The following is a 25,764-nucleotide window of genomic DNA, read 5'->3' as shown; positions in this document are numbered from 1 at the left end:
GAGGAAGAGGGGCTGAGACGGTTTGGAGGCGGGTTAGAACTTCTTAGGCCGGGCAGGTGCAAAAAACATGGGCGGAAATTGGCTTCATAGCCAATTTCCGAGGAAACCCTGAGCGCGAATTTCTTTCAGAAATTCGGGTGAAGTGTTTCCGATCCCATGTTTTTTGTGCCTGTCCGGCCTTAGAAGTTCTTCCGCCGAAACTCCGTCTCAGCCCCTCTTGCTCTGTCCTGTTTCCTCTCACCCCTAAAACCCCCTTACGCCTGGTGAGGCAGGTACATCCTTACTTTATCAATCCTGTTCTTATCCAGGGCTTCCACCACCAGCCTGATATCACTGTAAACCACTTCTTCCCCCTGTTCAGGAAGACGATCCAAAAGTCCGATTATTAGTCCGGCTATGGAATCGTAGTCATCTGATTCCAGTTCCAAACCAAGTCGGTCATTTAAATCATCAAGCTTCATGGAACCTTCCACCAGATATTCAAACGGCGCTACTTCTACAAGTTCGTTCTCTTCATCCTCATCGTATTCATCCCTGATCTCTCCTACAATCTCCTCAAGTAAATCCTCAAGTGTGATCATGCCGGCTGTTGCTCCGTATTCGTCAAGTACGATGACCACATTGTTACAGGTCTGGCGCATCTCTATCATGAGTTCAGCCGTTTTCTTGTACTCATATGTATAGAGGGGCTCTCTTAAGAAATTCCGGATATGAAAGCCGGTACTGTTGTCGTTTAGAAGAAGGTCTTTCATGTTGATGATTCCGATTACATTGTCATTGGTATCTTCGTATACAGGTATTCTTGTGTACATCTCTTCACGGAAGATATCGATGAGTTCTTCATAGGTAGCATTCACGTCTACCAGCGTCATGTCAATACGGGGTATCATGATGTCCCTGGCTACGGAATCTCCGAAATCGAATACATTGTTAATCATCTTTCTTTCTTCTGATTCAATGACTCCCTCTTCATGACTTACATCTACAATGGTTCTAAGTTCGTCTTCTGTGATGGAATCCTGCTTTCGGTTTGGGTTGACGTGAATGAAACGCAGAAAGCTGGAAGAGAGGATGTGCACCACATAGATAACTGGTGTCATCACTGTCATAAAGAGGTATATAATTTTTGCGTACTTTAAAGAAATGGTTTCGGAATATAAGGTCGATATGGTTTTAGGGGAAATCTCACCGAAAACCAGAATTACAAGCGTCAGAATGCCGGTCCCAATACTGATCGCCTTATTCCCCCAGATACTCATGACCAGCGTGGTGGACATGGATGAAGCGGTTAAGTTGACCACATTGTTCCCTACGAGAATCGCGCTGAGCATCTTGCCCTGGTTTTCCAGAATCTTTGTAAGCGTAACGGCGTTTTTGTTGCCTGCTTCTGCCAGAGTCCTGACCCTGATCCGGTTCACCGTCGTAAGTGCTGTCTCAGCGGATGAGAAAAATGCTGATAATCCTACTAATAAAATTAACATAAGCAACTGTATATAGTCACTCGAATCCAAAAAAATCAACTCCTGTTTTATAATATTTTATGAATGATTGTACAATAGAAAAACGGCTGTGTCAAGAAGACAGCCGTTTTTTTAGGTTCAGCGTTCTTTAAATGCACGTACGGTTTCAATGATGATGATAAGGCCGGCGCCCAGAAAGATGAAGAAATCTCCCAGGTTAAAAACGACTTTTTTTAACTTTCCGTACTGAATACTGAAATAATCCACTACGTAATGACGGACCAGACGGTCGTAAAGATTGCTGGCTGCTCCTCCCAGAGCGATTGATAAGGAAAGCTTCTCTGCTGTCTTTCCTTTGCTCCTTAAGAGGCATGCAAGCATTCCTCCGATAAAGGAGGCAACTGCCAGGGGAATCATGGAAACCAGCTCCGGATGGTCTTTTAAATAACCGAAGGAGAAACCGGGATTATGATTCTTGTATAGAAGGATCTTTCCGCCGCTTTCTTTTAGTTCTTTTGGAAAATCAGCGTCGTTTTGCTGTTCAATGGCCTGCTTGATGAATAGATCGAGAGCCGCAAGGATACCTATGATACCGATATATAGCATGTTTCACTCTCCTTTCTTCTTATCCTCTCATCTGAATGAGGGGACCGCCGTTTTTGTCTAAGTAAGCTCTTGTGATAATGACGGAACCGATGTTGGGGTCCTTGGGGATCTCATACATGATGTCCAGCATAAAGCTTTCAATGATGGCACGAAGTGCTCTGGCACCGGTCTTTTTCTTTAATGCCTCTTCTGCGATCCACTCCAGTGCGTCATCTTCAAATACCAGCTTTACCTCATCAAGTTCCAGCAGCTTCTGATATTGTTTTAATATGGCATTCCTGGGTTCGTTTAATACACGAACCAGCAGTTCCTTTGTTAATGTCTCTAATGTGACCGTGATGGGCAGACGTCCGAGAAATTCCGGAATCATTCCAAATTTTCTTAAGTCTTCATTGGTCACACGGGACAGTATGTTGGAATCCCTGTCATACTTGTCTTTTAATTCGGCGGAAAATCCCATGGAGGTTTTTTCTTTGAGACGCTCTTTGATGATGTCCTCCAGATCAGGGAATGCACCTCCGCAGATGAATAAGATGTTGTCGGTACGAACGGTCGTCATGGGAGTCATGGCATTCTTCTGGTTCGCTCCTACAGGGACTTCAACGGTGCTTCCTTCCAGAAGTTTTAAAAGTTCCTGCTGGACGGACTCTCCGCTTACATCTCTGCTGCTGGTATTCTTCTTCTTTGCAATTTTGTCGATTTCGTCGATAAAAATAATTCCGCGTTCTGCACGTTCTACGTCATTGTCTGCTGCAGAGAGGAGCTTCGATACCACGCTTTCTATGTCATCGCCAATGTATCCGGCTTCGGTTAAGGAAGTGGCATCTGCGATTGCAAGGGGGACATCAAGAAGTCTGGCCAGCGTTTTTACCAGATATGTCTTGCCGCTGCCAGTAGGCCCGATCATGAGAATGTTGGATTTCTCAATCTGAATGGTATCCTCGTCTTTTACTAAGGCGTCTGCTAGGTATACCCGCTTATAATGGTTGTAGACTGCAACGGATATGGCCTTCTTTGCCTGTTCCTGTCCGATGATGTATTCGTCAAGCTTCTGACGGACTGTATGGGGAGCTGGGATGTCTTTTCTCTCCAGCTGCTTTTTGGGTTCCTTATCTGATCTCTTTTTGATCTTCTGCTTTTGGGGAATCTCTAAATCCTTGTTTAAACTTCCAAGATCGTTAAGGTTGAGATTCATGTATGGCATTCCGGGGAGTTTGCTTAAGTCAAGACCTCCCTGAGTGACCGAATCAAATGCTTTCTGCATGCAGTCATGGCATAAATTCATGCCTCCTGGCATGGATACCATGGCGCCTGCCTTGCTTTCGGGTCTTCGGCATACGTAACAGATTTTTTCGTATTCTGATTCGTCTTCTTTTTTTTCTTTATCAACATCAGAGTTTTGGATCTTTTTATCTTCCATCTTCTCCTCCAGAAAATCTTTATCGTTCAATGTATAATCTCCTTTTATCTGTAATTCTATTCGGTATACCAAATTATTATAAAGCATTTAAAAGACTCCTACAAGAGGAGACTGACAGTTTAGATTTTTTTAATGAAATAGAAAAAACTCCTGAAATTCCAATCAGAATTTCAGGAGCCCGTTCTTTGAGTTTTATTATCCCTGCTGGTTTGCATCTGCAGGCTTTTTTCCAAGTGTGATATCAACATTGCGCTCTACATACTGTCCGTTTTCAAGTGACTGTACCGTAAGAGTGACTGTTGTTCCGCCTGCATAGTATTTCAGCATGCCTGTTAAGTCATCATAGGTCTTGATTCCCTGCCCATCAAATTTGGTGATAATGTCTTTTTCACGGAGATCTGACTTGGAAGCTGCTCCGCCTTCCACAATTTTATAGATAAACACGCCCTGTGGCATACCAAGCTGCTGGCTGGTGGTGGAATCAATGTTCTTGCACTGGATTCCCAGGTAGCCCTGATCGTTGTCTGCGACCTGTGTTCTGGTCTTTTTCGTAATCAGACTGTCTATGATTGTCTGGGCTTTTGAAATGGGAATGGCGTATCCCATACCTTCAACTTCTGTAGAGGAATATTTGGCTGAATTGATGCCGATTACTTCTCCCTGCATATTTAAGAGGGCGCCGCCGCTGTTGCCGGGGTTAATGGCTGCATCGGTCTGAAGCAGGTCACGGTTTGTTCCGTCTTCTGTCTGCACGGCACGGTCAAGTGCACTGATATAACCTACTGTTACGGACTGTCCGTATCCAAGTGCATTGCCGATGGCAATGACTCCCTGCCCTACTTTTAATGTATCGGATTTGCCCAGTGAGGCAATCGCTATTTTGGATAATGTGTCAGAAGAGATGTTCTTTAATGGAACTGCTATTACTGCTAAATCGCTCTCTGCATCGGTTCCCTTAATCGCCGCATCCACTGCTGTCTGGTCAATAAAGGTAACTTTCAGCTCACTGGCTCCCTGAACTACGTGGTTGTTGGTGACAATTAGAAGTTCATCATCGTTTTTACCAACAACAATTCCGGAACCGCTTCCTTCTCCTTCCTGCTGCATGGGGCCAAACCATGTCTGGCTTTCATAGACAACCTTGCTTGTTATGGCTACAACCGACGGCATTGCTTTGTCAACAATAGAAGATACGTCATTGACTGTAGATATACTGGATGTATTCGATGCAGGAAGAGAATTATTCGCTGGTGCAGACGGCACGGTCTCCGCACGGCTGATCTCTACCGAATTATTCTGTGCATAGGAGCCTGCTGCCCAGTTGATTCCTACGATCGTGCTGCCGGCAACAATTCCAAATACCAGGGCACTGCCAACAATTCCTGCTGCTTTTTTTGCAAAACCGCCCTTTTTTCTTTTCCTGCCGTCTTCCTGATAAGGTGTCTGGTCCGGAGTTCTCTGATAACGGTATTCCTGATAATGGGGAACGCTGTTCTGAGACTTCTCCTTTTCCGGTTCCGGATCTCTCATGATAAAATTGGTTGTTACGGCTTCTTCTTTATTGGCTTCCGGATTTACCCGGCCTGTTTCAATGTTGTTATTTTCGTCATACATAACATCAATCTCCTTTCATGTATGTTTGTTATCTCTTCTGATAATCAAAGTCTACCAATGAAATGTGACCATTCTGTGATAAATCTATATTGAATATGTGAATTGAAAAAATCCCTGCAAAAAGAGCTTTTTTTGCAAAGCGCCGTAAGCAGGGATTCATCATTTTTAATTTAATATTAATTTGTGGGCGGTGCAGGAACTACAACTGCATCTGTTGTTCCGCCTGGCACAGTTGCTGCAGTGGTTGGAGCCGTCCCTGCCTGCTGTGTCGCCTCAGTTTCTCCCGGACCCGGGGCAGTCGTCTTTGTCTCTTCGTTAGTCCCCGGCTTGGTAGTCCCGCTGGTTCCGGGTCCTGCTGCAGAGGTAGTTGTCTCACTGGTGCCGGAAGTAGTTGGTTTCGTCTCTCCTGGTTTTCCGGTACCTTTGGTGGTTTCGGAAGGCTTGGTTTCTTTGGTCGGACCCGTAACGTTATCCGAGGATTCCGTTGTCTTTACAGGATTGCCGAACTCATCAGTGGCTTCAATCGTTTCCTCCGTGCTGGAGGTCTCTTCTGCCTCTGTAGCCTTCGTTTCCTTTACTGCCGGTTTCGTTCTGTCATCATCCAGTCCTTCATCGGTAGGCACATGATCAATGCTGGTTCCCTGCTTATACATGCCGGAATCAGCTGCAATCTTCGCACTGATCTTTTTCACCATATCAGACGGCTCATAGCTGTCCTTATCAAAAAGGAATTTATGCAGCTGTACAACATTCGACTCCAGTGTCTGGGGAATAACGCAGTCTCCCTTTTTACCGACTTTCATATCGCCGCGGGCGAATGGAAATCCTCCTGTTTCACCAATGTGGTATTTACCGATATCCAGAAGCAGCTCTGTAAAATCACTGAAGGTTAAATTAGAGCCAATCTGATCTACCTCCATAAGAAGAATTCTATTTAAAAGCCCAAGATCGGCTTTCTTTGCTTTATCAAAGGATTTCTGAATAACAAGTCGCTGACGCTCTGTTCTTGCATAATCCGTATCCATCTTTCTGAGTCTGGCATAGGCCACAGCCTGAACGCCGTCCAGATGATTCATACCGGCTGATTTTAGATGAACGGAAGGAACACCTGTTTTTTCCACTGTTTCTGTAATAAAGGAGTTGATATAGCGGAATTCTGCCTTACTAATATCAATGTCAACGCCTCCAAGCATATTGATTCCATCAGCAACAGACTTCCAGTTAAATGTCACATATTCTGTGACATCCAAATCCAGGTTTTTATTAAGAGCGGCAAGGGCCTGGGCGGCTCCGCCGTTTGCATAGGCTGCATTGATTTTATTATAAGTACTTCCATCATTTATATTCAGATATGTATCACGGAAAACGGATACAATTTTTATTTCTCCAGTACCTCTGTTTATATTGCAGAGCATAATAACATCGGCATTCGTTCCTTTATTTACATTGCCGTCACGACTGTCTACGCCAAATATTGCTATTGTCCGGTATCCGGTCATATGCTTCTTCTGTTCCTGAGACATAACCTCATTACGTACCTGATTTGCATTAAAATTATCGGGTTTCTGAATAGAACCCATGATTCTCGCCACATAAGCATAGGAGAAAATAAGTGCCAGGGTAAAAACTTCCGCTACCGCAAGGATTATGAATTTACGAATTCGTCTCTTTTTTTCCGTATGAACTGCCATACGGCTGGCTGCGGCGGCCTTTTCCTGGGGAGAAATTCGTGGCTGCTGTCTGGAAGCGCCGTCTCCGATCACAATCTGATCTTTCCTTGGAGTTCTTGCTCTGTTTTCATCCGGCTGTCTGCTTCCGGCTTCCGGACGTCTGGCACCGCTTTCCGGCTGTCTGGCTCCTGTCTCAGGACGTCTGGCACCGCTTTGTGCCTGTCTGCTGCCGGTTTCCGGCTGTCTGCGTGCTGCATCCGCCGGTGACTGCTGTTTTCCTGCTGATGATTGTCCCCTAAACATGGGCTGCCCGTTTCCTTCCACTGACGGCTGCTTTCTGTAAGTCCGGCTGTCGCCCTCGTTTACAGACCTTTTTGAATCTTTGCCTGCCTGTCCGCTGCTGCCAGCAGAATCTGGCTTCGAATCAGAACCGCGCCTTTCCTTTCGCGTGTTTTCGCGGTTTAATTCATCATCAAATTCATTTCTCATTTACTTATCCTCATCCTAATTGTGTCGTATCCGATATCAGTACGCATTATTATTAATAAACCCTTTGAACATGGTAAGGAACAGAATTTTAATATCAAATCCAAGTGTCCAGTTTTCAATATAATAAAGATCATGTTCAATTCGTTTTGTAATGGAAGTGTCTCCCCGAAGTCCGTTTACCTGTGCCCAGCCTGTGATTCCGGGACGTACCTGATGCTTGATCATATAGCGGGGAATTTCTTCTTTAAATTTTTCTACAAAAAGAGGGCGTTCGGGTCTGGGACCTACCAGACTCATGTCTCCCCTTAACACATTAAAAAACTGCGGCATCTCATCTATACTTGTCTTTCTGATAAAACGGCCGACCGGGGTAACTCTGGAATCGTGCTTTGTTGTCCATCTTGTTTTTTCTTCCGAAGGAGCCTGTACCACCATGGACCGGAATTTATACATATGAAACGACCGGTTGTGAAGCCCTACTCTCTCCTGCTTATAGATCAGGGGGCCCGGAGCAGTGAGCTTGATTAATATGACCGTAAGAAGCATAACCGGAGAAAATACAGCCAGAGCAAAGGCCGCTCCAAATATATCTACAGCCCTTTTTAACATGGCATTCACCGGATCTGTCAGCGGCACGCGCCGGATATTGACCACAGGAAGTCCCTGCAGATCTTCAATGTAAGGCCTGGTAGGAATCATATTATTATAATCAGGTATAAATTTGGTGTGAACACCTGATTTTTCACAGGATGCCACAATCCGCTCTAAATCCGCATATTCGCTGATGCTCAATGTTATGGCAATCTCGTCAAGAGAATTAAGGGCAAGTATCTCATCTAAGTCACTCACCTTTCCAATGACATGAATCCCTTTATACTCAGCACCCCATTCTTTGTTATTGTCAAGAATTCCCTTGATCTGATAACCCCATTCGGGATTCATACGAACCCGGTCAATAAAGCCCTCCGCCGCACGGCTGTACCCCAGCAGGAGTATATGCTTCTGGTTGTATCCCTTGGTCCGCATGGAGTGTAGCATCATTCGGATTAAATTTCTCTCCGCTGTCTCTAAAATAACATTGACAGCAAAGAAATAAAATACCATTCGGGTTGAGAACTCACTGAAATACGGGTTCTTCTTAACCAGAAACAGACTGAGGGTAAAGAGCAGAAGCCCCAGTAAGTTGGCCTTTAAAATATTGGTGAACTCATATCGCCTTTCCTGAACCCGTTTCGGTGCATACAGCTGGAATATGCCGTAGAGGAGCAGATAGGTCGGCAAAATCAGGAGAAGCGCCGCAAAATAGTACTGTGGTGGCAGAACCTGCTTATAGGGACTGAATATCCGGTTCCCCAGTAAAAGAAGAAGCCAGGCAATCACATACGACAGAATAATGACCAGTCCATCCAGTACTACATGAAACCCGTTAAATTTTTTTTGATTATCTTTAATCATAGCAGCAAAACCTTCCTACTTGCATGACTACATACTCTTCCATGATAATTTCCCGTTTATTATACATGATATGTCAATATGATGCCATTAAATTATTCTTAAATTGACCTGTCAATTTTTAGTTTTCTGTTCATAAATTCCCATACATAGAGAAATGTACCGAAAAGCAGCTCTCCCTCAATTCTTATATAATTTCCAAGCCGGGACATTTGAAACCTGACTTTTTTTGTTTTTTTCAGAGTTCTGATCCCTTCCTTTACCCCTTCCACATAATCGGAGGCAAAGCCAATACGCCGGAAAAATAAATATTTCACTGCCATTCCCGCCAGTAAGGGGAGTAAGTTAAATAAAAGCTGCAGCAGGGGCATATTCTTATAATTTAAATAAAGATTGTTTCTTGCCGCCAGCTTTACTTTAAAGGAGTTGTATTTGGAACCGCTGGTTCCGCTTCCCACATGATAAACCACAGCTTTGGGACAGTACCAGTTCTCATAGCCGCATATCTTAGCCCGGTATCCCACATCAATGTCCTCCAGATATGCGAAATGGTCCTCGTCAAAGCCTCCGATTTTGTCAAAAACATCTCTCCGATAGATGGCAGCACCAGCGCAGGCGGAGAACACCCGGCAGGCTTTTTTATAGCCGCTGCTCTTCTGGCCCACACCCCTTTGATAGGCCCAGCCCAGTACGCTGTACATATCCCCTGCATCATCCATCAGATCTTTGTGGTAAAGCTGAATCATCTTACTGCTGACGGAGAAAATCTTCGGAGAACGCTCGATGGCCTTTACCATCTCTCTGACGTAATCCGGCTCCGGCTCCGTATCATTATTTAAAAGAATGACATAGGGGGTCACAGATTCCCGGATTCCAACATTAACAGCACCGGAAAATCCTGTATTCTCTTCTAAAAATATGGACGGGATCTGATGGTCTTTCAGCCATTCAACGCTGCCGTCAGAAGAACCGTTATCCACCACAAGAAGCTCAAAGTTCTGATCACTTTGAGCTCTTAAGGCCTTAAAACAGGGTTCCATAAATTTTAATCCGTTATAATTGGGAATGATGATTGTTACTTTCTTTTGCATCTTAAACCTCTAACTGATAGGGTTCCCCTATTTTCTCTTTCTTTAAATCCCGTAATGCAAAATTGGATTTGCGGAGAGTTAAATTGGGGTTATAGTAGGGATCGCCGTCTCGTAATATTTCCGGCCATTTATCTGAAAACTTCCGGATCTCCCGGTTGAAGCGCTCCACCTTTTCCGGTGTGTCCTCAAGCCCTCTGGACTTTGACTCATAATGATAGAAAAGAGCATAGGGCGCATAAACCACCAGTTTATTTAAGGAACGGATCTTCATACAGTAATCAATGTCATTGAAAGCAACGGCCAGGTCTTCAGAAAATCCACCCACCTTATCAAACAGGGACCGCTTGCTCATCATACAGGCCGCAGTGACGGCACTGTAATTCCTTGCGCACATAGCCTGGTTAAAATAGCTGCTTTCAGCCTTATGCAGACCAATAAAGGTATGTCCTGCAATCCCTCCGAAACCCACAACCACTCCGGCATGCTGAATGGTATCATCCGAGTACAGAAGCCGGACTCCGGTGATTCCCACATCATCTCTCTGGCAGAATCCCAGCATCTCGTGTATGCTTTCCGGATTAATCAGTTCTGTATCGTTATTTAAGAACAGAAGGTACTCTCCCTTTGCAAATGAAACACCAAAATTATTGATGGCAGAATAATTGAATTCTCTCTCCCATGTTACAACATGGACAAACTCAAATTCCTTTTGAATCTTCTCATAGTAGGCAAATGTGGCCGGATCCGTGCTGTTATTCTCCACAACAATGAACTCCAGGTTCTTATAAGTGGATTTTTCAATCAGGGAGCGCATGCACAAATCCAGATCTGCACTGTGATCCTTGTTGGGAATAATGACGGATACCAGAGGATCTCCGGTTATCTCAAATGTGGTGTGGTAAATTCCGTAATCAATGCCCTTTTCAACAGACTTCGCCTGGATTCCCAGCCGGTCATAATGAGCTTTGACCGCTCTCGCACCTGCCTCAAAGGCATACAGCTTGCTTTCCGGATTGCTTGCTGTGGAATCCTGATGGCAGCGCCAGTGGTAAAGCGCCTTTGGAATATGACAGATCTTTCTGGCCTTTTCCGTACAGCGCAGAATGAAATCATAATCCTGGGCTCCGTCAAACTCCTCCTTAAATAATCCTACTTCCAGAAGCAGCTCATGGTTCACGACAAATAAATGGCAGATATAATTAACACTGGTTAACAAATCCGGACTGAAGTCAGGTTTAAAGTGAGGCTCAAACAATTCCCCTCCGTCGATATCAAGCTTATCTTCATCGGTATAAACCACATCGATCTCAGGATCTTTGTTAATGGCCTTTACACATTCAAACAATGCATCCGGTGCCAGCGTATCATCATGATCTGCAAGGACAATGAAGTCGCCTGTGGCCATCTCAATGGCAGCATTGGTATTGCCGGAAATCCCTTTGTTCTCTCCCAGTATCACGTAACGGAATCTCTCATCCTTCATGGCGTAGCGCTTAAGCACCCGCTCCACCCCTTCTCCCCTGGGGCTTCCGTCAGCGACACAGACCTCCCAGTTTGTGTAAGTCTGGGCAAGCAGAGAATCAAGCATGGCGGAAAGGAAACGCTCCGGCGTCTTATAGGCGGGTATGACAACAGAAAGTCTTGGCATATAATCAAACACAAACTGCCTCTGCTGTGCCAGTTCTTCCTCCGTTGTTCTCGTAAGAGATACCCATTCCGGATAATCGTAATCACTGTCAATTCCCTGAAGCTTATGTCTGGATTTGATCACAAAGGCTTTCAGGCCATTTTCCATGAGAAAATCCATGGCAGACTGCAGTGTCTGCTTATTCATCATGCTCTTTAATTTAGCCGATTTTTTATGGGCTGAGCTGTTCTGCTTTTCTATGATATCCGCATTCAGTTTTACCTGTACTGACTTATTTTCACACTGTATCACCAAAGTCCGGTCTTTTCTGCTGTCCCGGACATAAGGAATCCGGATATCAAAACCAAGGTCCTTTTCAACCGTTTTCTTAAAATAAATCTGGCTTACATCATCTCTGCGCACCGGTACATATTTGAATTCCACAGGATTTCCCTGTTCATCAAGCACCTTAAATTCCACTGGTTCTTCCGGAGTTTTTCCGATCACCCAGCCATTTAACACGATGGAATTATCACGAATCCGCGCTACATCTACCTTATATTTCATCTCTGATTCCCACCCTCCATGGAGGCTGCCGTAAGAAGCAGATCCTCATCTGTATCTTCCTGTGTGCCGCATGTGAAATTAATCCGCTCTTCTTCAATTACAAGAGGACGTTTCATAATGCGGGCATTGATGGAAAGAATGTACTCACCCACAAGACCGATAAAGAAGATCTGAACCGATCCCAGAAAGCACATTCCAATCAGGAGAGGTGCCATTCCGGCCGGGAAACGGTCCCAGTAGATCAGCTTTAAGATCAGATAAATCAGGCCCACCGTCATACTGGCAATGGAGCAGATACTTCCGAAAATAGTTGCCAGGCGAAGTCCGACCTTTGTGTAGGAAGTAATACTTAACATCGCGGCATCATAGAGCTTGTAGAAATTATTGCTGGTTTTCCCGGCCCGCCGTTTGGGCTGCTCATAAGGAATCTCTTTTCTTCTGAACCCAAGCTCTGCCACAATCCCCCTGAGGAAGGGAGTTGGATCATCAAGCTGCCTTAAAACATTAATAAATGTCCTGTCATACAGTCCGAATCCGGTAAAATGCTCAATCTGCTCCACATCGGACAGTTTTTTAATCATCTTATAGTAACAGCTTCTCAACCAGTACATGATCTTATTCTCTTTACTGGACTTTTTGATTCCGATCACAATTTTGTAACCGTCCTCCCATTCCTTTACGTATCTGGGAATCATCTCCACCGGATCCTGGAAATCTGCTGCCATTAAGATCGTACAGTCGCCGTCTGACTGGAGCATGGCGTAGTATGGAGAATTGAACTGCCCGAAATTTTTCGCATTTAAAATTCCCTTTACCCCTTTATCCTTTGAACATAAACCGCGGATTAATTCCCTGGTTCTGTCTGAAGAATCATTATCAATAAAAATCAGTTCATAACAGTATTTATTCAATTCCCTGTGAAAAACTCCTGTAATCGCCTGATACATGGCTTCTACGTTTTCTTCCTCGTTATAACAGGGAACTACAATGCTAATTGTTTTCATGTGTTCACTTCCCATCTGTCCGCACCATCACTTTTACTAAATCTGCAGGTTTTTCTTTCATCAGCCGGAGTGCAGTCTCCACTTCATCCAGTCCATACAGGTAATGGGTCACCAGCTTCTGGGGATTAATTCTGCCGTACTGAATCATCTTTAAGAGGCGTTCAATTCTCACTCTCCCGCCTTTTGCCAGCTCCGTATGAATGGTCTTCCCGCCCATTCCCCTGCCGCCTGAGAATTTGGGGAAACCAAGATTTCCGGTGCCGCCAAAATAATTGACATTGGAAATGGTTCCGATTCCATATCTTGCCATATCAACAGCCTGGGTGAATACTTCGTCACCGCCTCCGCAGATGATAACCCCATCGGCTCCCAGACCGCCGGTCCGTTCCATCACCTGGTCCACGATGCTGCCGTTTTTAAAGCTTAAGACCTCCGTCGCCCCAAACTCCATGGCAAGACTGGTGCATACAGGTCTGGTACCTACTGCAATGATGCGGGCTGCCCCTAAATGTCTGGCACCCTCAACTGCCATCAGGCCGATGGGACCGATTCCCATAACCACTACGGTATCTCCAAACTGAATGTCTGCATATTCCGCCCCGGTAAAACCGGTAGTGACCACATCCACACACATAAGAGCCTGTTCCAGGGTAACTCCCTCAGGAATCTTTGCCAGCGTGGTATCCGCATCAGGAATCAGGAATTTTTCAGCAAATACGCCGGGTATGGATCTGCCCAGCTGATGTCCGGAAAATGGAGCCGATGCATGCTTATAATTTCCTTCCTGAATCCCCATAGCCCTCCAGTCCGGGGTGATGGCAGGAACTGCAACAACCTCTCCAGGCTTAAAATCTTTCACCAATTCACCGGTCTCTAAAATCTCCGCCACACATTCATGGCCTAATATGAGATTCGGCGCTTTTCTTGATCCCCCTCCGTAAACGGTATGAACATCTGAGGAGCAGGGAGCCACTGCAACAGGGCGCAGAATCGCCCCGTAAGGTGTGAGCTCCGGCTCCGGCGCATCATGCCAGCCAACTTTTCCCGGTTCAATTAAAACAAATGCTTTCATACTTTTTTCTTATATCCTTTCCAAATGATTGGATTTCAACGCCAGAATCTCCACATTCCGACCAAATTTTTCCACAATGGACTTAGCGATCTCTTCCGTATAGCCCGGCGCCACGATTAAAATGGCATCTACCGGATCCTTAAGAAAATGGTCCGGTGCCACAATGGGCAGGTGGGAGGCAGGTGCATATCTGCCCTGTTTAAAGGGAGCTGAATCAATGATATATCTTGCAAAATCCCCGATTACAGTTGTGGATGCGAGGGTAAAGCCCTGATGGCTTGCTCCCCAGATTCCAAGGCTCTTTCCTTCTGACTCTAATTCACGGATCAGACGTTTCAGCTCATCGCCGATGATCACACGGCTCTGTACCAGACCGGAGACATCCAGTCTGCCTGAGCGTTCCCTGCCCGCCCTTTCTTTCAAGGTTTTCTTCTTTCTGACAATCACTGAGAGCGTATCCCGGTTTACCATCTCTTCCTCAATCACTTCAAAACCAGCCTGCTCCGCTGCAAATCGCAGCGTATCAAAGGTATAATAAGCGATATGATCCCGGATCAGTTCGTAGTAGCCGTCATACTTTAAGATATATTCAAGACTTGGCACGGTAATTAAACCCACGCCCTCATCCGTTAAATTCTCTGCAATACAGCGAAGCATCCCAACAGGATCCGGCTGGTGTTCCAGATAGTTAAAGGATAAAAATCCATCGTAGGGGCCGCTCATGCTGCCATCGGGGGACGCAAGGACCTCTCTCTCCCCGGCAAACTGCCTCCAGACATTCAGCCCTTTTTCTTTTCCAAGTAAAACCAGGCTCTCCCGGTGCTCAATTCCGCAGGCAGTAACCGGGAATCCGGTAAGGACAGAAAGGAATTCTCCCTGACCGCAGCCCGCCTCAATGAGCTTCTTCCCTTCCAGATGGCAGGTTTCAATAAAATGCCGGTACTGGCGTTTTCTTAATTCCACCATGGTGGTGGTAAATCCGCCAGACCGGATTACGTCCTTATAATATGGCACCGGCTCACAATCAAACTGAACCAGACCGCAGCAGCTGCACTGGTGCAGATTTAAACTGATTCCCCTGTCATCTGCCAGATCCTCCCGGCCCGGAATATCCTGGGCGGACGCGGGCATATGATCCAGTGTCAGTAAAGGTTCCCCGTCAAGTGCCTGCCCGCAGACAATACAAATCCTATCTCTCATACCACAAATTTTCCTCCATGTCAATCCTTTTTAATATCCGCAGGTTTTCTTAACACCCTCAGAAAAGCTCACAAGGGGAGAAAAACCGGTCTCTTTTTCCAGCTTTTTTATATCAGGAATCAGATTTGCAAGACCTTCCGCATTGGGCCGTCTTCTTCCATAACTATAGCAGCCATGATATCCCATGGTTTCATACATCAGCCGAATGTATTCCCGCAGCGGCTTAGTTTCGCTTTCCGGCGCTGCCACATTATAAATTCCGGAAACCGATTCTTTTTCCCGTTCCATTAAAAGCATCAGTGCCCGGACACAATCCTCCAGATATAAAAAATTCCACATTTGTGTACATTCCCCCAGGGATATGTATTCTCCCCTGCCAAATGCTCTTAAGCAGCTCTCCACCAGAGACCAGGGATGGTCTCCCGGTCCGTACACGCTGAAAATCCTTGCGTGAATGTATTCCATGGAAGAAATACCTGCCTGCCTCCACTGGTCCGTCTTTTCTGCCGCCTGATTTAAAAAGTCCAGCTTCGCCTTTCCATATTCAGAGACAGGACTGCATACAGTCTCCTCAGAAAGCGGTCCGGCGTGAATGCCGTATTCCGCCTGGGAGCCGCTGAAGAGAAAACGGCTGCAGCCTAAACGTCTGGCCCCTTCCAAAGCCTTTAAAGAGTCCCTGACATTCTTCTGCTGGACTTCCCGCTTCATCCGGTTCTCGCTGCCTGAACCATCCCAGCCAAAGTGATAAAATGCCTGGCAGGGTCCGTCAATTACCTGATCCAGTGTATCAAGCTCCCCAAGCTCCCGTTCTATTACGCGAAGTCCCATTTGTTCTGCCGGAAGGTATCTCATATTCTCCGTACCGGGACGGACCACTGCATATACCCTGCTGCCCTGTTTTAAAAGGCGGTCCGCCACAGCTCTTCCCAGGAAGCTGGTCGCTCCTGTTACAACAACATTCACCGTATTTCCTCCCTGTCCTGTACTCTAATCCCTGATTCGGGGAATGATCATATTGCGGTCCATCTCTTCCTCAGACAAGAACGGAGATAAATCCTCTAATGGAGGAGAAACCATGGTTCCGTCCGGAAGGCGCTTGGCCGCTGATTTCGGCTCGAAATTCTGATCTCTGCTGACAAATACTTCACAAATCGCCGGTCCGTTAAGAGACAGGGTATCACGGAGCGCCTGATCAATCTCACCGTTATGACGGGCGCAGACATAGGGGTATCCATATGCACCGGAAAGCTTCTTCATATCAGGAAAGCTTAAATCCCCGCTGTCATCTCCGATTCCCACTAACGGCTCTCCAAAATAATTCTTCTGGGTCTGCCGGATGGAATGATAACCGCCGTTATTAATCAGAAATATCTTAATGGGAAGGCGATGGTGTATAATTGTCTGCAGTTCCTGCAGGTTCATCTGGATACTTCCGTCCCCTGTCACCAGAATAATGTCTTCTCCCGGATCAGCCTTTGCAGCGCCGATCGCTGCCGGCAGATCATATCCCATGGAGGCCACTGCAGAATTGGTAATAAAACGCTGGCCGGGCTTGATCACATAAGCATGTCCGCCCACAACACAGGCCGATCCGTTGCCAACCACAGTAATCCGGTTTTCGGGAAGGCGGGAGCTGAGCTCCTTAATAAATGCGTAAATGTTGACTTCTTTCTCTTCTTCCTGGCTGTAATGCTTTGGAAGCACCACCGGATACGTCTCTTTCCACATGCGGCATGTCTCATTCCAGGTAAGGGAGTCAATTCCCTTACCGCCCTTAAAGAGGGGATCTTTCCCAGTCGCCTTAAATTCATGATCCAGAAGATCTTCCATCACCGCCAGCAGTTCTTTAATATCTGCATGAATCCGCATATCTGCGTGAACAGACGGTTTCTTTAATTCCTCAGAATCAATGTCATTGACGATGACACAGGCCTCTCTGGCCCAGGTGGCATAATTATATCCAACCTGGCGGATGCTTAAACGGCTGGCAAGTGAAAGCACCAGGTCGCTGTTCTGAATGGCAAAATTACCGGGACGGTCTCCCATTCCGCCTCCTCTTCCAGTATAAAGAGGATGGGCATCATAGATGCAGTCCTGGCTGTTCCAGCCCGTCACAACAGGAACCCCCAGCTTCTCTGCTACACGAAGAAAAGCCTCATGAGCCTGTCCGATGCGGATTCCATTACCCGCATTGATTACAGGGCGGGATGCTTCTTTTATCTTTAAAAGGACATCACGAACAGCATCTTTATCCGGCTTGGGAGGCAGGGTCTGGCGTTTCTCTCCAAAACCGCTCTCATCCTCAGAGATCTTTGCCTCACATACAGAAGCCCAGCCGTCTCCTCCCCGTTCATAATCCTCCGGATTAAATCCGATTAAATCATCGGTTTCCACAAAAGCTCCCTGCACATTTAAAGGGATATCCAGCCATGCAGGCCCGGGGCGGCCGGAATACGCCAGATAGACTGCCTTTTCCAGGCAGTAGCGGATCCTCATGGGATCAATCACCATCTCGCTGTACTTGGTCATGCAGTCAGTTGCTTTCGTAATATCAAATTCCTGATCTCCCATGGCACGGATTCCTACACCGGACCATCTGGCCGTGGTATCATAGCGAACCTGTCCTGACAGAATCAGCATGGGAATGGAATCCAGCCAGCCGCCTAAAACTCCGGTTATGGCATTGGTACCCCCGGGGCCTGTCGTCACGCATACAGCGGCAATCTGTCCCCTGATTCTGGCGTAGGATTCGGCAGCAATGGCACATGCCTGCTCATGATGGTTATAGAGACAGTTAAGCCCTTCCTGATGTCCCAATGCATCGTTTAAATGCATGGCACCTCCTCCTGTTACGGTAAACACCTGGGAAATTCCAAGTTCCACCAGACTCCGGGCAATATAATTGGATAGTTTCGTTCTCATGTTATTTTCTCCTTTATTAAGGAATGGTAATTATCTGTCTGTGATTATACCACACCCCACTTTATTTTCCTATTAAAGTTTTCTTACTTTCTAAATGCTTCCTGCATTTCCATTTTTCTTCCGTTTCTATCCCGTCTCAGCCTTATTTTCCTTACAACTGCCCGTATTTCCTGCACTGCAGCTGTCCCATACAGTCCGGGGAACCCCTGCGTATCCTCAACTTTTCTCCTGTTCTGTTAGCTCCTTCCATATCTGCCATCAAACCACACTTTCTTTGTTTCGTTCATTTACGTTATAATCGCAGAGTAATGCAACTATGGATTTTCGGCCACGATAAAACTTACTGCAAAAAAGGAGAGAACATATTTATGAAAAAGCAAATCAAATTGATGGCTGTATTATCCGCTGCCGGTATTTTAACTGCTGCAGCCCCACAACTGGGAATCTTAAACACAGCCTCTACTGTCTATGCCAAGGCAACAGGCTGGGTAGAAGAAAACGGTACATGGAGATTTTATGAGGAGGGTGATTACTTCGCCACTGATTCCTGGAAGAAGTACGGAGAAGACTGGTACTACTTAAACGAGGATGGCGAAATCGCTACCAGCGAGGAAATTGATGAGTACTATGTAGATGAGAGCGGTAAAAGAGTCACTAATTACTGGATCTCTGTTACCAATGACAGCTACTGGGACTCCCCTGATTCACCGGAAAACTACTGGCATTATTACGGAAAAGACGGAAAAGCCGTGGTTTCCAAATGGCAGAAGATTAACAACAGCTGGTACTACTTTGACGAGCAGGGCCAGATGCTCACCGGCAAGGTGGAAATCGCAGGTTCTACTTATTACCTGGGTGATGAAAACGACGGAGCACAGAAAACAGGCTGGTTTGAGCTTGACAGTGCAAAAGAAGATTCCGAGAATCCACGTGCATGGTACTATTTTGACAAAGACGGTATCATGGTAAAAGATCAGGCAGACAAAAAAATTAACGGTTCCTATTACACCTTTGTAAACGGTGAAATGCAGACCGGCTGGTACAAACTTCCTGTAACAGCAACTCCTTCAGAAGCGGCCGAAAATACTGACAACAATACTTCCGCAGCAGGCTATCAGTACTATGATGAGAGCGGTGCAAGAGTCGATGGCTGGAGAGAGATCGAAGGCATCGAAGGCATCAGCGCAGAAGGTGAACAGCACTGGTTCTTCTTTAAAAACGGTGCTCCTTACTTTGCGAAAAAGGGTATTCAATTATTTACTGTAAATTCCCAGAAATATGGATTTAATACAAAAGGTGAAATGCAGACCGGACTTGAGGTTGTTACTTTTGATGACGGAAATACTGCAAACTTCTATTTCGCAGAAAGCGGCGTGATCAACACTGGAAAACAGTCCATTTACGACGAGGATTTAGGCGAGAACCAGATCTGGTACTTTGTAACTTCCGGAAGTAAGAAAGGCCAGGGCTTCCACGGTATTCTTGACGATACTCTTTACGAGTATGGTTTAAGAAAAGAAGCAGATGCGGATTTAAGAGTTGCTCCATTCGCTCTTAACGGCAAGAACTATCTGGTGAATACCAATGGCGTTCTTCAGAAAGCTTCCTCTACATCCAAGTCCACAGCAAAACCAGAGCTTGGCGCAGGCTTCAGAGATTTCAAAGACACCAACGAAAAAGTTTATGTTGTTGATGTAAATGGTATTATTCAGTAAATAGAACACCTTTATAAATGAAACATCCGTTCAATTGCCAAAAAGTCCGCAGCGTATCAGCTGCGGGCTTTTATTTGTTTTGAATAATTGTAATTGCTTTATCTGTGCAAAATGCCTAAATAGAAAATTTTTTATCGATTTCGCTGTTTTTGCGTTATATTTTTGTCGATTAAACGTTATACATATAGGAGTAGAATGTTCATACATTAATAAAAAAAGGAGGAGACCAATGAGAGAACTGTCCGTGTACTATTGTTCCAAATGCGGGTATTATGGTTATTATCAGCTGGAGAGGAATGCGGTATGCCCAAAGTGCAAGGTGGACATGCTTGCGTTGTCCATCAGCTATCAGGCTTTCATGGATTTGCCCTGCGAAGAAAGGGACGAACTGCTATCCTCCCAAATCATTGCCTCATCGTCTCCCTATGTAAAGCGCCTGCTGGTACCTCACAAAGTAAATAATAACCGGGAAATCATAGCCCGAATGGGAGACCGCATTACCGAACTGGAGATTGAAAATGAAAAACTGAATAAAACCATTGAATGGATGCACCAGACAATCTGGGAAATGGTACGTAAAAACAAGGGATTAAATGTAAATGACCAGGCAGAATCCCAAAAGGGGATTGATCCCTGACAGGGATATTCCGGGAGTGCCCCCCTGCACTCCTTACCCATCCCCTGTCAGGCGATTTTGTCAGTACTTATGTAACGACCGATCAATCTGTTCAGCGTCTGATTCAACCTTTCAATCACTTTATGGAGTCTCGAATTTTCTTCCATCAGCTTCTCATTCTCCATCTGTACAATCCGCAGCTTCTCAGCATCTGTCATATAGATACCCCCTCCTTTTTCTGCTTTACCTGTAATCAATATAAGTCCTTTCCAGGTGTTTGAAAAGTAAATTTTATCGCATTATTCGACATATTTTACATTTTTTTAGTCAGTTTAATCAATTTATGAGGGGACTTTTTAGTTAAAGTACTACATATGCCGTGTCGAAAAGTATCTGATACTAAATATGCGATTTACCCAAATCTTATATTGTCGACATAATTGATATCAATTATAATGGATTTTATAATAATTATTTTAATTTATCCCATTACTTTTTGTTCTCGTCAGATTTTTGACAATTAATATGACATATATCTATTTATTATCAGCACAACCTCAAAAAGCCGGCTTTATATCCGGCTTTCATAAAATTATTCTATTTTAGGTAAAAGTACATGAATTACGAGCTTCTTAACCGCGTCATAAGAAGAGGAAGCTGAAGCTCATCAAGCACTTCATTGATATAAAACAGTACAGGAACAGCTCCATCTGTTTTTCTTTCACCGGAAAGAAACCAGCATACAACTGCATCATTAGGGAGAGAAGCGGATAACGCATACCCCGCTTTTTTAAGTAAAAGCTGTATTTCGTCAATTCCAAGTCCAAGAGAGATGGCAATTGCCAGAAGCGTTTCCTTTGACGGCCGTTTCTGACTCTTAATGTACTGAAACATCCGCTCGCTGACATTGGCTGCCTCGCAGATGGATTTGCCTCTACCTCTGCCGCCATTTAAAAACTGTCTGAAATATCCGCAAAAATCATGCTCGCCGGAAAGAGAGAGTCCCGCCTTATTGGCCAGAAGCTCGGATTCTTCTGCATTTAAATGAAATATTTTCGCACAGGAGGCAATCACCTGCTTCTTGGATTCTCTTGTCTGAGTGCTGTATGGGTGATTTTTCCACCAGGAAACAGCCTGTTTATTTACCCCAAGTTTCTGATATACGTCTTCAAGAAGCCTTAAGTCATTTGTCTTTTTGTAGTCTTTTGCAAGATTATTCAATGCTGCATAGAAGCTTTCCTCCAGAATGACTCCATGATCATCCAGCCACTGTTTTGTTTTTGCATAATCCATTTATTTTCCCGCCTTCCTAAAAATACAGTATCCGGCTGTTATTTACGCCAAAAAAGCCAGCTGGTTTGTAATCACCAGCTGGCTACATTATATCGGTATTTTATTCATTGGAGGCGGGATATCCCTGAGATGCAAAAAAACAGCATAACCTGTTAATCTGCGGGATTAACGGTTAATCATAATCTTCAATCTTCGTAATCAACCGTACCGATGCAGGTTAAATTAAGGGTGTTCTTCAACAGATCTCCTGGAGAGATAAAGTATTCATACATATCCTTAAGCCGGTCTAAATAATAGACAGCATCCTCCTGATTACAGTCTGCTCCCCTGGAAAAAGTCTTAACGAACTGGATGCAGAAACGGGTTACTTCTATAATAAGGTCATCCGGCAAATCAGGCGAAGCAGAAAATCGAGTGCCAGCCTGGTTCTCACTCAGCGCATCATATAATTCACTGATTGCTTCATCCACATTCTCATCAGTTACAGGACTGTTTTCCCCCATTACAGAGAATATCCGGCTGTTAAAACCGTAAGGATCTTTCTGAATGATTTCAATGATCTTATCAAACACAGGAAAGCCTGTATTATCATTTAAATGGATCTCATAATTCTCTCCTGCTTCCTTATAGCAATGATAAGCAAACTGGGAGCACATCATGGCTTCTCTGCCCTTATAAATCACCGTATCTTCCAGTTCCATCAAAATCCCCATGGAAAGCTTCACAATCTTTGTTATAAGGCCCTGAAGCCCCGTGTCACCCAGCATGTTATTGGTGATGCAATACAGGCCGATAAACGGAAGCTGGGCATGGGCGTAAGGCAGCTTCTCGCTGACATACCGGGCTGCAATGTCCATAACCGGCTGGCAGTCGTTATTTCCCGGATTTAACCGCATCACATAGGCTGTCCTGGCTGTTCTGGTTAGGATGGTGTCCTCCACTGCATTGGGAGGCGTTTCCTCAATCACGGTTCCTGTCTGTTTGTAAGGTCCGCAGCTTAAAGCGGTATGGCTTACCTCTGATCTGGTGACCCAGGCTATGATCTTTGATATCTTGTCTTCACTTGGCTGCAGTAAAAGGATATCTCCTGCCTTCAGTTCACTTACCCTGACTTTTTCACTCATCATTTCATCCTCCTGAATTAATTGAAATATTGTTTCAGTTCCTTTACCTTATTCCGGCTGACCAGTATCACATCGGAAATATCCTTAAAATACATATCATAAGTATAATTAATTCGCGGCCGAAACCGGTCTGCTCTGGCGAGATTAGCCAGGTAACACTTATGAGTCCGGAAAAATGAATTCTTCTTCAGCTTTTCCTCATAAAAATTCAGCGTTTTATTACCGCGGAATACGTGGTTCCTGGTATGTATCATACAAACTCCCTGTAATGCTTCTATATAAAATATATCAGCCGCTGGTATAAGAACAATATCTTCGTCATTAAATCCGCAGATCATGTCTAAATTATACTCATACTGACCACTGATCTCCTGGTAAACCTCCTGTCCGGCTGTGGTATTCTTTAATTTGTTCAGACACTTATAAAACCGTTCTTCCGTGTAGGGTTTTAATAAATAATCCACTGCATTCAGTTCAAATGCCTTTGCCGCATAACCATTATACGCAGTTACAAAGCAGATCTTCGTTTGTGGATGAAGGCTGCTGATCTGCTCAGCAATGTACATTCCATTAATTCCCGGCATGTCAATATCCAAAAATAACAGGTCGCAGGGGTTCTTAAGTAAATATGCCAGCCCCTCTCTGGAATCAGAAAAAGCCGCTGCCAAAGAAAATTCCTCCTTTTTCTTCAGCAAATCTGTAAGATATTCAATTGAATTTTTCTCATCATCAATGACTACAACCTGCATACCTGTATATTACCCCCTCTTCGGTATCTGAAAACTGATCTTTGTTCCTTTTAACCACTGGCTTTCAATGTCCAGCTCGCTTTGAAAACATATTTTCAGCCGGTAATTGATATTGCTGATTCCGACTCCTCTTTTTGAAGTATCACCCCGGCCAATGTTTTCAAGAACTTCCGGCCTGATTCCCCTTCCATTATCCTCTACGCTGATTAATAGCATCTCTCCTTTATCCAAAACCCCGATCCGAATATTAAGCTCACCGGAATCATATCCGTGCTTAATGCAGTTTTCCACAAGAGGCTGAAGGGTAAGGGGAAGAATCTTGTTTGTCAGGAGCTCATCAGGTGCATCAATCTCAAGCTTTAGGGCACCGTTCATTCTCACATTTTCCAGTTCCACATAAGCATTTACCAGATCCAGTTCCTCCCTTAATTGATACAGGGTATAGGTTCTGTAATCAAACCGGTATTTTACCCTCAAAAAATCAGACAGACACATAAGCATATTTTTTGCCGTCTTCGCATTCGTATCCATAAGGTAGTAGATGTTATGAAGAATATTAAACAGGAAATGAGGGGAGATCTGGGCCTGTAAAGAGGCAATCTCCATCTCATGGGCCAGTTCTGACTGATGGAACGTATCTTCCACATTTACTGCCAGAACATATCCCTGGCTGAGAAGGAAAAAAAGCACTCCGAAATAGTAGAAATTAAAATCACTTAAGTATTTTACATTAATATTATGCTGGATATCCACAAGCTGCACGATACAGGACATCACATAAACACAAAAGCCCAGTAAAACCGGTCCGGCATTGGGCTTTTTCAACTGGAACGCCCTGGCAATCTTCATAAAATAACAAAGTGCATTAATAAACAAAATCGGTACGAATACCATATTGTCATACAAAGCAGGCACGACGGGCAAAAAAATAAGAATGGCAGTATAGAAAAAATCTATAATCTTTAAAAAGCGGACCGGATGGGTCTTCCCCAGATCCGGGTACATACTCCAAAGAAAAAACTGAATGGATGTAATCTGGACCATAAAGGACACATACTCTATTTTCAAAACTGTATCAATGGTGAGAAAGGATAAAATACTGACCAGACTCTCACCGTCAATAATTGATGCAGAAACCAGCACAGAGATACAAAAAATCCAAAGATATACAGACTGTGCTTTTTTATTTAAACACCAGTTAAAAACATACAGATAGCACGCCATTCCAGCAAGAATACCAATAAACCCGATGTTTTTCATCAGATTAAGAAGGTGGAACCGGAACAGAGGCGCCTGTTTTCCAATATAGACCGGAAGTACGATTCCACCATTATTGCAGTGAAAATTGGATACCTTAAGCCTGATCACAAGATCAGCCTGATCTGCATGAAAGTAAACAAACTGAGGGGCCCAGCTGGGAATTTCTCCGTTCTTGTCTGCACCGATTCTTCCGTTTTCTACAATCTTTTTATTATTGATGGAAAGCTCGTATGCACTGGAAACATAATTAAGCTTCATGCAGTAATCACCGGGCGATGGAACTCTTACACGGAGTTCATATACACCGATGCCGTGTTTATCCAGCTTCTTTCCGTTAATTACCTTTCCCCGCCAGCTTCCCGGAACGTCCAGGCTGCCTGCTGTCTGGGAGACAGTATCCTCAAATGTCCCTTCATAAAACTTCCATGCACCATTTAACTGAACTGCCTTATCTTCCATATTCATATCCGACAGGTTTAAAAATCCATCGGATAGGGGATAGGAAACATATTGATTCCGGATACTTACAAGCCCAGATATCAAGCATACAGACAGAAATAAAAATAATAGGGCTCTTCTGTTCTTCTTTTGTTTTTCTTTCATTATACTCTTAATTTTTCCCCCGAACCTGTTACCCATCATGCATCAAATTCCATGTATTTTTGTTTATTTTACTATTTCTGGAAAAATATAGCAATATAAATATTTTAACTCATCACAATAGAAAGGAAAGAGGGCGGACGGACAAGTTTTTGCCGCATGCTCTCTTTCCTTTTCGTTTCTGGAAAATCTGTTATTCTATTACAGTGCATA

20 protein-coding genes are annotated in these 25,764 nt (G+C 44.6%); 2 read left to right on the top strand and 18 right to left on the bottom strand.

Annotated features, from left to right (window positions below):
• Positions 1–254: 254 nt before the first annotated feature.
• The 13 genes from V7D18_RS04690 to V7D18_RS04630 form a co-directional block, all read right to left on the bottom strand.
• On the bottom strand, positions 255–1,511 hold the full coding sequence (locus V7D18_RS04690; protein ID WP_426151926.1) for an HlyC/CorC family transporter: 1,257 nt from the start codon (positions 1,509–1,511) through the stop codon (positions 255–257).
• Positions 1,512–1,598: 87 nt separating this feature from the next.
• A complete protein-coding gene (locus V7D18_RS04685) occupies positions 1,599–2,066 on the bottom strand; it encodes a signal peptidase II (protein ID WP_426151924.1) in 468 nt (155 codons plus the stop codon).
• Positions 2,067–2,085: 19 nt separating this feature from the next.
• Positions 2,086–3,486, bottom strand: a complete 1,401-nt coding sequence (clpX, locus tag V7D18_RS04680; protein ID WP_426151937.1) for an ATP-dependent Clp protease ATP-binding subunit ClpX — start codon at positions 3,484–3,486, stop codon at positions 2,086–2,088.
• 195 nt (positions 3,487–3,681) lie between these two features.
• Positions 3,682–5,100 (bottom strand): S1C family serine protease, encoded by a 1,419-nt coding sequence (locus tag V7D18_RS04675; protein WP_426151922.1) that lies wholly within the window; start codon positions 5,098–5,100, stop codon positions 3,682–3,684.
• 176 nt (positions 5,101–5,276) lie between these two features.
• Positions 5,277–7,259: an LCP family protein gene (locus V7D18_RS04670; RefSeq protein WP_426151920.1), complete on the bottom strand. Its 1,983-nt coding sequence runs from the start codon at positions 7,257–7,259 to the stop codon at positions 5,277–5,279.
• Between the two features lie 36 nt (positions 7,260–7,295).
• The gene (locus V7D18_RS04665; protein WP_426151918.1) at positions 7,296–8,714 is read right to left on the bottom strand and encodes an undecaprenyl-phosphate glucose phosphotransferase; all 1,419 of its coding nucleotides are present in this window, start codon (positions 8,712–8,714) and stop codon (positions 7,296–7,298) included.
• A gap of 98 nt (positions 8,715–8,812) precedes the next feature.
• Entirely contained in the window at positions 8,813–9,802 is a 990-nt protein-coding gene (locus V7D18_RS04660; protein WP_426151917.1) for a glycosyltransferase family 2 protein, read from the bottom strand.
• 1 nt (position 9,803) lies between these two features.
• Entirely contained in the window at positions 9,804–11,996 is a 2,193-nt protein-coding gene (locus V7D18_RS04655; RefSeq protein ID WP_426151914.1) for a glycosyltransferase family 2 protein, read from the bottom strand.
• Positions 11,993–13,000 carry a glycosyltransferase family 2 protein gene (locus V7D18_RS04650; protein WP_426151912.1) on the bottom strand — a complete coding sequence of 336 codons (1,008 nt, stop codon included), beginning with the start codon at positions 12,998–13,000 and terminating at the stop codon, positions 11,993–11,995. Before V7D18_RS04650 ends, V7D18_RS04655 begins: the two co-directional genes overlap by 4 nt.
• 4 nt (positions 13,001–13,004) lie before the next feature.
• Positions 13,005–14,072, bottom strand: a complete 1,068-nt coding sequence (locus tag V7D18_RS04645) for a zinc-binding dehydrogenase (RefSeq protein WP_426151910.1) — start codon at positions 14,070–14,072, stop codon at positions 13,005–13,007.
• Positions 14,073–14,081: 9 nt separating this feature from the next.
• Complete coding sequence (locus tag V7D18_RS04640) at positions 14,082–15,272, bottom strand: class I SAM-dependent methyltransferase (protein ID WP_426151908.1); 1,191 nt, start codon at positions 15,270–15,272, stop codon at positions 14,082–14,084.
• A 30-nt stretch (positions 15,273–15,302) separates the two neighbouring features.
• Positions 15,303–16,235 (bottom strand): NAD-dependent epimerase/dehydratase family protein, encoded by a 933-nt coding sequence (locus tag V7D18_RS04635; protein ID WP_426151906.1) that lies wholly within the window; start codon positions 16,233–16,235, stop codon positions 15,303–15,305.
• A 24-nt stretch (positions 16,236–16,259) separates the two neighbouring features.
• Positions 16,260–18,194 carry a thiamine pyrophosphate-binding protein gene (locus V7D18_RS04630; RefSeq protein ID WP_426151904.1) on the bottom strand — a complete coding sequence of 645 codons (1,935 nt, stop codon included), beginning with the start codon at positions 18,192–18,194 and terminating at the stop codon, positions 16,260–16,262.
• A 368-nt stretch (positions 18,195–18,562) separates the two neighbouring features.
• Between V7D18_RS04630 and V7D18_RS04625 the strand changes: the two genes are divergently transcribed.
• Both V7D18_RS04625 and V7D18_RS04620 read left to right on the top strand, forming a co-directional pair.
• Positions 18,563–19,909, top strand: coding sequence for a cell wall-binding protein (locus tag V7D18_RS04625; RefSeq protein ID WP_426151902.1), 1,347 nt, complete (start codon positions 18,563–18,565; stop codon positions 19,907–19,909).
• Positions 19,910–20,138: 229 nt separating this feature from the next.
• Positions 20,139–20,546 (top strand): hypothetical protein, encoded by a 408-nt coding sequence (locus V7D18_RS04620; protein ID WP_426151900.1) that lies wholly within the window; start codon positions 20,139–20,141, stop codon positions 20,544–20,546.
• 47 nt (positions 20,547–20,593) lie between these two features.
• Here V7D18_RS04620 and V7D18_RS04615 read toward each other — a convergent pair whose 3' ends face one another.
• From V7D18_RS04615 to V7D18_RS04595, 5 genes are all read right to left on the bottom strand, one after another.
• Positions 20,594–20,743, bottom strand: coding sequence for a hypothetical protein (locus V7D18_RS04615; protein WP_170313378.1), 150 nt, complete (start codon positions 20,741–20,743; stop codon positions 20,594–20,596).
• 403 nt (positions 20,744–21,146) lie between these two features.
• Positions 21,147–21,818 carry a hypothetical protein gene (locus V7D18_RS04610; protein ID WP_426151898.1) on the bottom strand — a complete coding sequence of 224 codons (672 nt, stop codon included), beginning with the start codon at positions 21,816–21,818 and terminating at the stop codon, positions 21,147–21,149.
• 185 nt (positions 21,819–22,003) lie between these two features.
• The gene (locus V7D18_RS04605) at positions 22,004–22,945 is read right to left on the bottom strand and encodes a hypothetical protein (RefSeq protein ID WP_426151896.1); all 942 of its coding nucleotides are present in this window, start codon (positions 22,943–22,945) and stop codon (positions 22,004–22,006) included.
• Positions 22,946–22,959: 14 nt separating this feature from the next.
• Entirely contained in the window at positions 22,960–23,691 is a 732-nt protein-coding gene (locus V7D18_RS04600) for a LytR/AlgR family response regulator transcription factor (protein ID WP_426151894.1), read from the bottom strand.
• 9 nt (positions 23,692–23,700) lie between these two features.
• Positions 23,701–25,410 carry a sensor histidine kinase gene (locus V7D18_RS04595; RefSeq protein WP_426151892.1) on the bottom strand — a complete coding sequence of 570 codons (1,710 nt, stop codon included), beginning with the start codon at positions 25,408–25,410 and terminating at the stop codon, positions 23,701–23,703.
• Positions 25,411–25,764: the final 354 nt, after the last annotated feature.

Origin of the sequence: Lacrimispora sp. 38-1, from assembly GCF_049890855.1 — a bacterium.
Lineage (GTDB): Bacteria > Bacillota > Clostridia > Lachnospirales > Lachnospiraceae > Lacrimispora.
This window is presented reverse-complemented; position numbering and strand designations above follow the sequence as displayed.

Bases quoted from the DNA above. Each gene is read 5' to 3' on its own strand.
- V7D18_RS04685 (WP_426151924.1), bottom strand. From the start codon at position 2,066: ATGCTATATATCGGTATCATAGGTATCCTTGCGGCTCTCGATCTATTC.
- clpX (WP_426151937.1), bottom strand. From the start codon at position 3,486: ATGGAAGATAAAAAGATCCAAAACTCTGATGTTGATAAAGAAAAAAAA.
- V7D18_RS04675 (WP_426151922.1), bottom strand. From the start codon at position 5,100: ATGTATGACGAAAATAACAACATTGAAACAGGCCGGGTAAATCCGGAA.
- V7D18_RS04670 (WP_426151920.1), bottom strand. From the start codon at position 7,259: ATGAGAAATGAATTTGATGATGAATTAAACCGCGAAAACACGCGAAAG.
- V7D18_RS04665 (WP_426151918.1), bottom strand. From the start codon at position 8,714: ATGATTAAAGATAATCAAAAAAAATTTAACGGGTTTCATGTAGTACTG.
- V7D18_RS04660 (WP_426151917.1), bottom strand. From the start codon at position 9,802: ATGCAAAAGAAAGTAACAATCATCATTCCCAATTATAACGGATTAAAA.
- V7D18_RS04655 (WP_426151914.1), bottom strand. From the start codon at position 11,996: ATGAAATATAAGGTAGATGTAGCGCGGATTCGTGATAATTCCATCGTG.
- V7D18_RS04650 (WP_426151912.1), bottom strand. From the start codon at position 13,000: ATGAAAACAATTAGCATTGTAGTTCCCTGTTATAACGAGGAAGAAAAC.
- V7D18_RS04645 (WP_426151910.1), bottom strand. From the start codon at position 14,072: ATGAAAGCATTTGTTTTAATTGAACCGGGAAAAGTTGGCTGGCATGAT.
- V7D18_RS04640 (WP_426151908.1), bottom strand. From the start codon at position 15,272: ATGAGAGATAGGATTTGTATTGTCTGCGGGCAGGCACTTGACGGGGAA.
- V7D18_RS04630 (WP_426151904.1), bottom strand. From the start codon at position 18,194: ATGAGAACGAAACTATCCAATTATATTGCCCGGAGTCTGGTGGAACTT.
- V7D18_RS04625 (WP_426151902.1), top strand. From the start codon at position 18,563: ATGAAAAAGCAAATCAAATTGATGGCTGTATTATCCGCTGCCGGTATT.
- V7D18_RS04620 (WP_426151900.1), top strand. From the start codon at position 20,139: ATGAGAGAACTGTCCGTGTACTATTGTTCCAAATGCGGGTATTATGGT.
- V7D18_RS04615 (WP_170313378.1), bottom strand. From the start codon at position 20,743: ATGACAGATGCTGAGAAGCTGCGGATTGTACAGATGGAGAATGAGAAG.
- V7D18_RS04610 (WP_426151898.1), bottom strand. From the start codon at position 21,818: ATGGATTATGCAAAAACAAAACAGTGGCTGGATGATCATGGAGTCATT.
- V7D18_RS04605 (WP_426151896.1), bottom strand. From the start codon at position 22,945: ATGATGAGTGAAAAAGTCAGGGTAAGTGAACTGAAGGCAGGAGATATC.
- V7D18_RS04600 (WP_426151894.1), bottom strand. From the start codon at position 23,691: ATGCAGGTTGTAGTCATTGATGATGAGAAAAATTCAATTGAATATCTT.
- V7D18_RS04595 (WP_426151892.1), bottom strand. From the start codon at position 25,410: ATGGAAGATAAGGCAGTTCAGTTAAATGGTGCATGGAAGTTTTATGAA.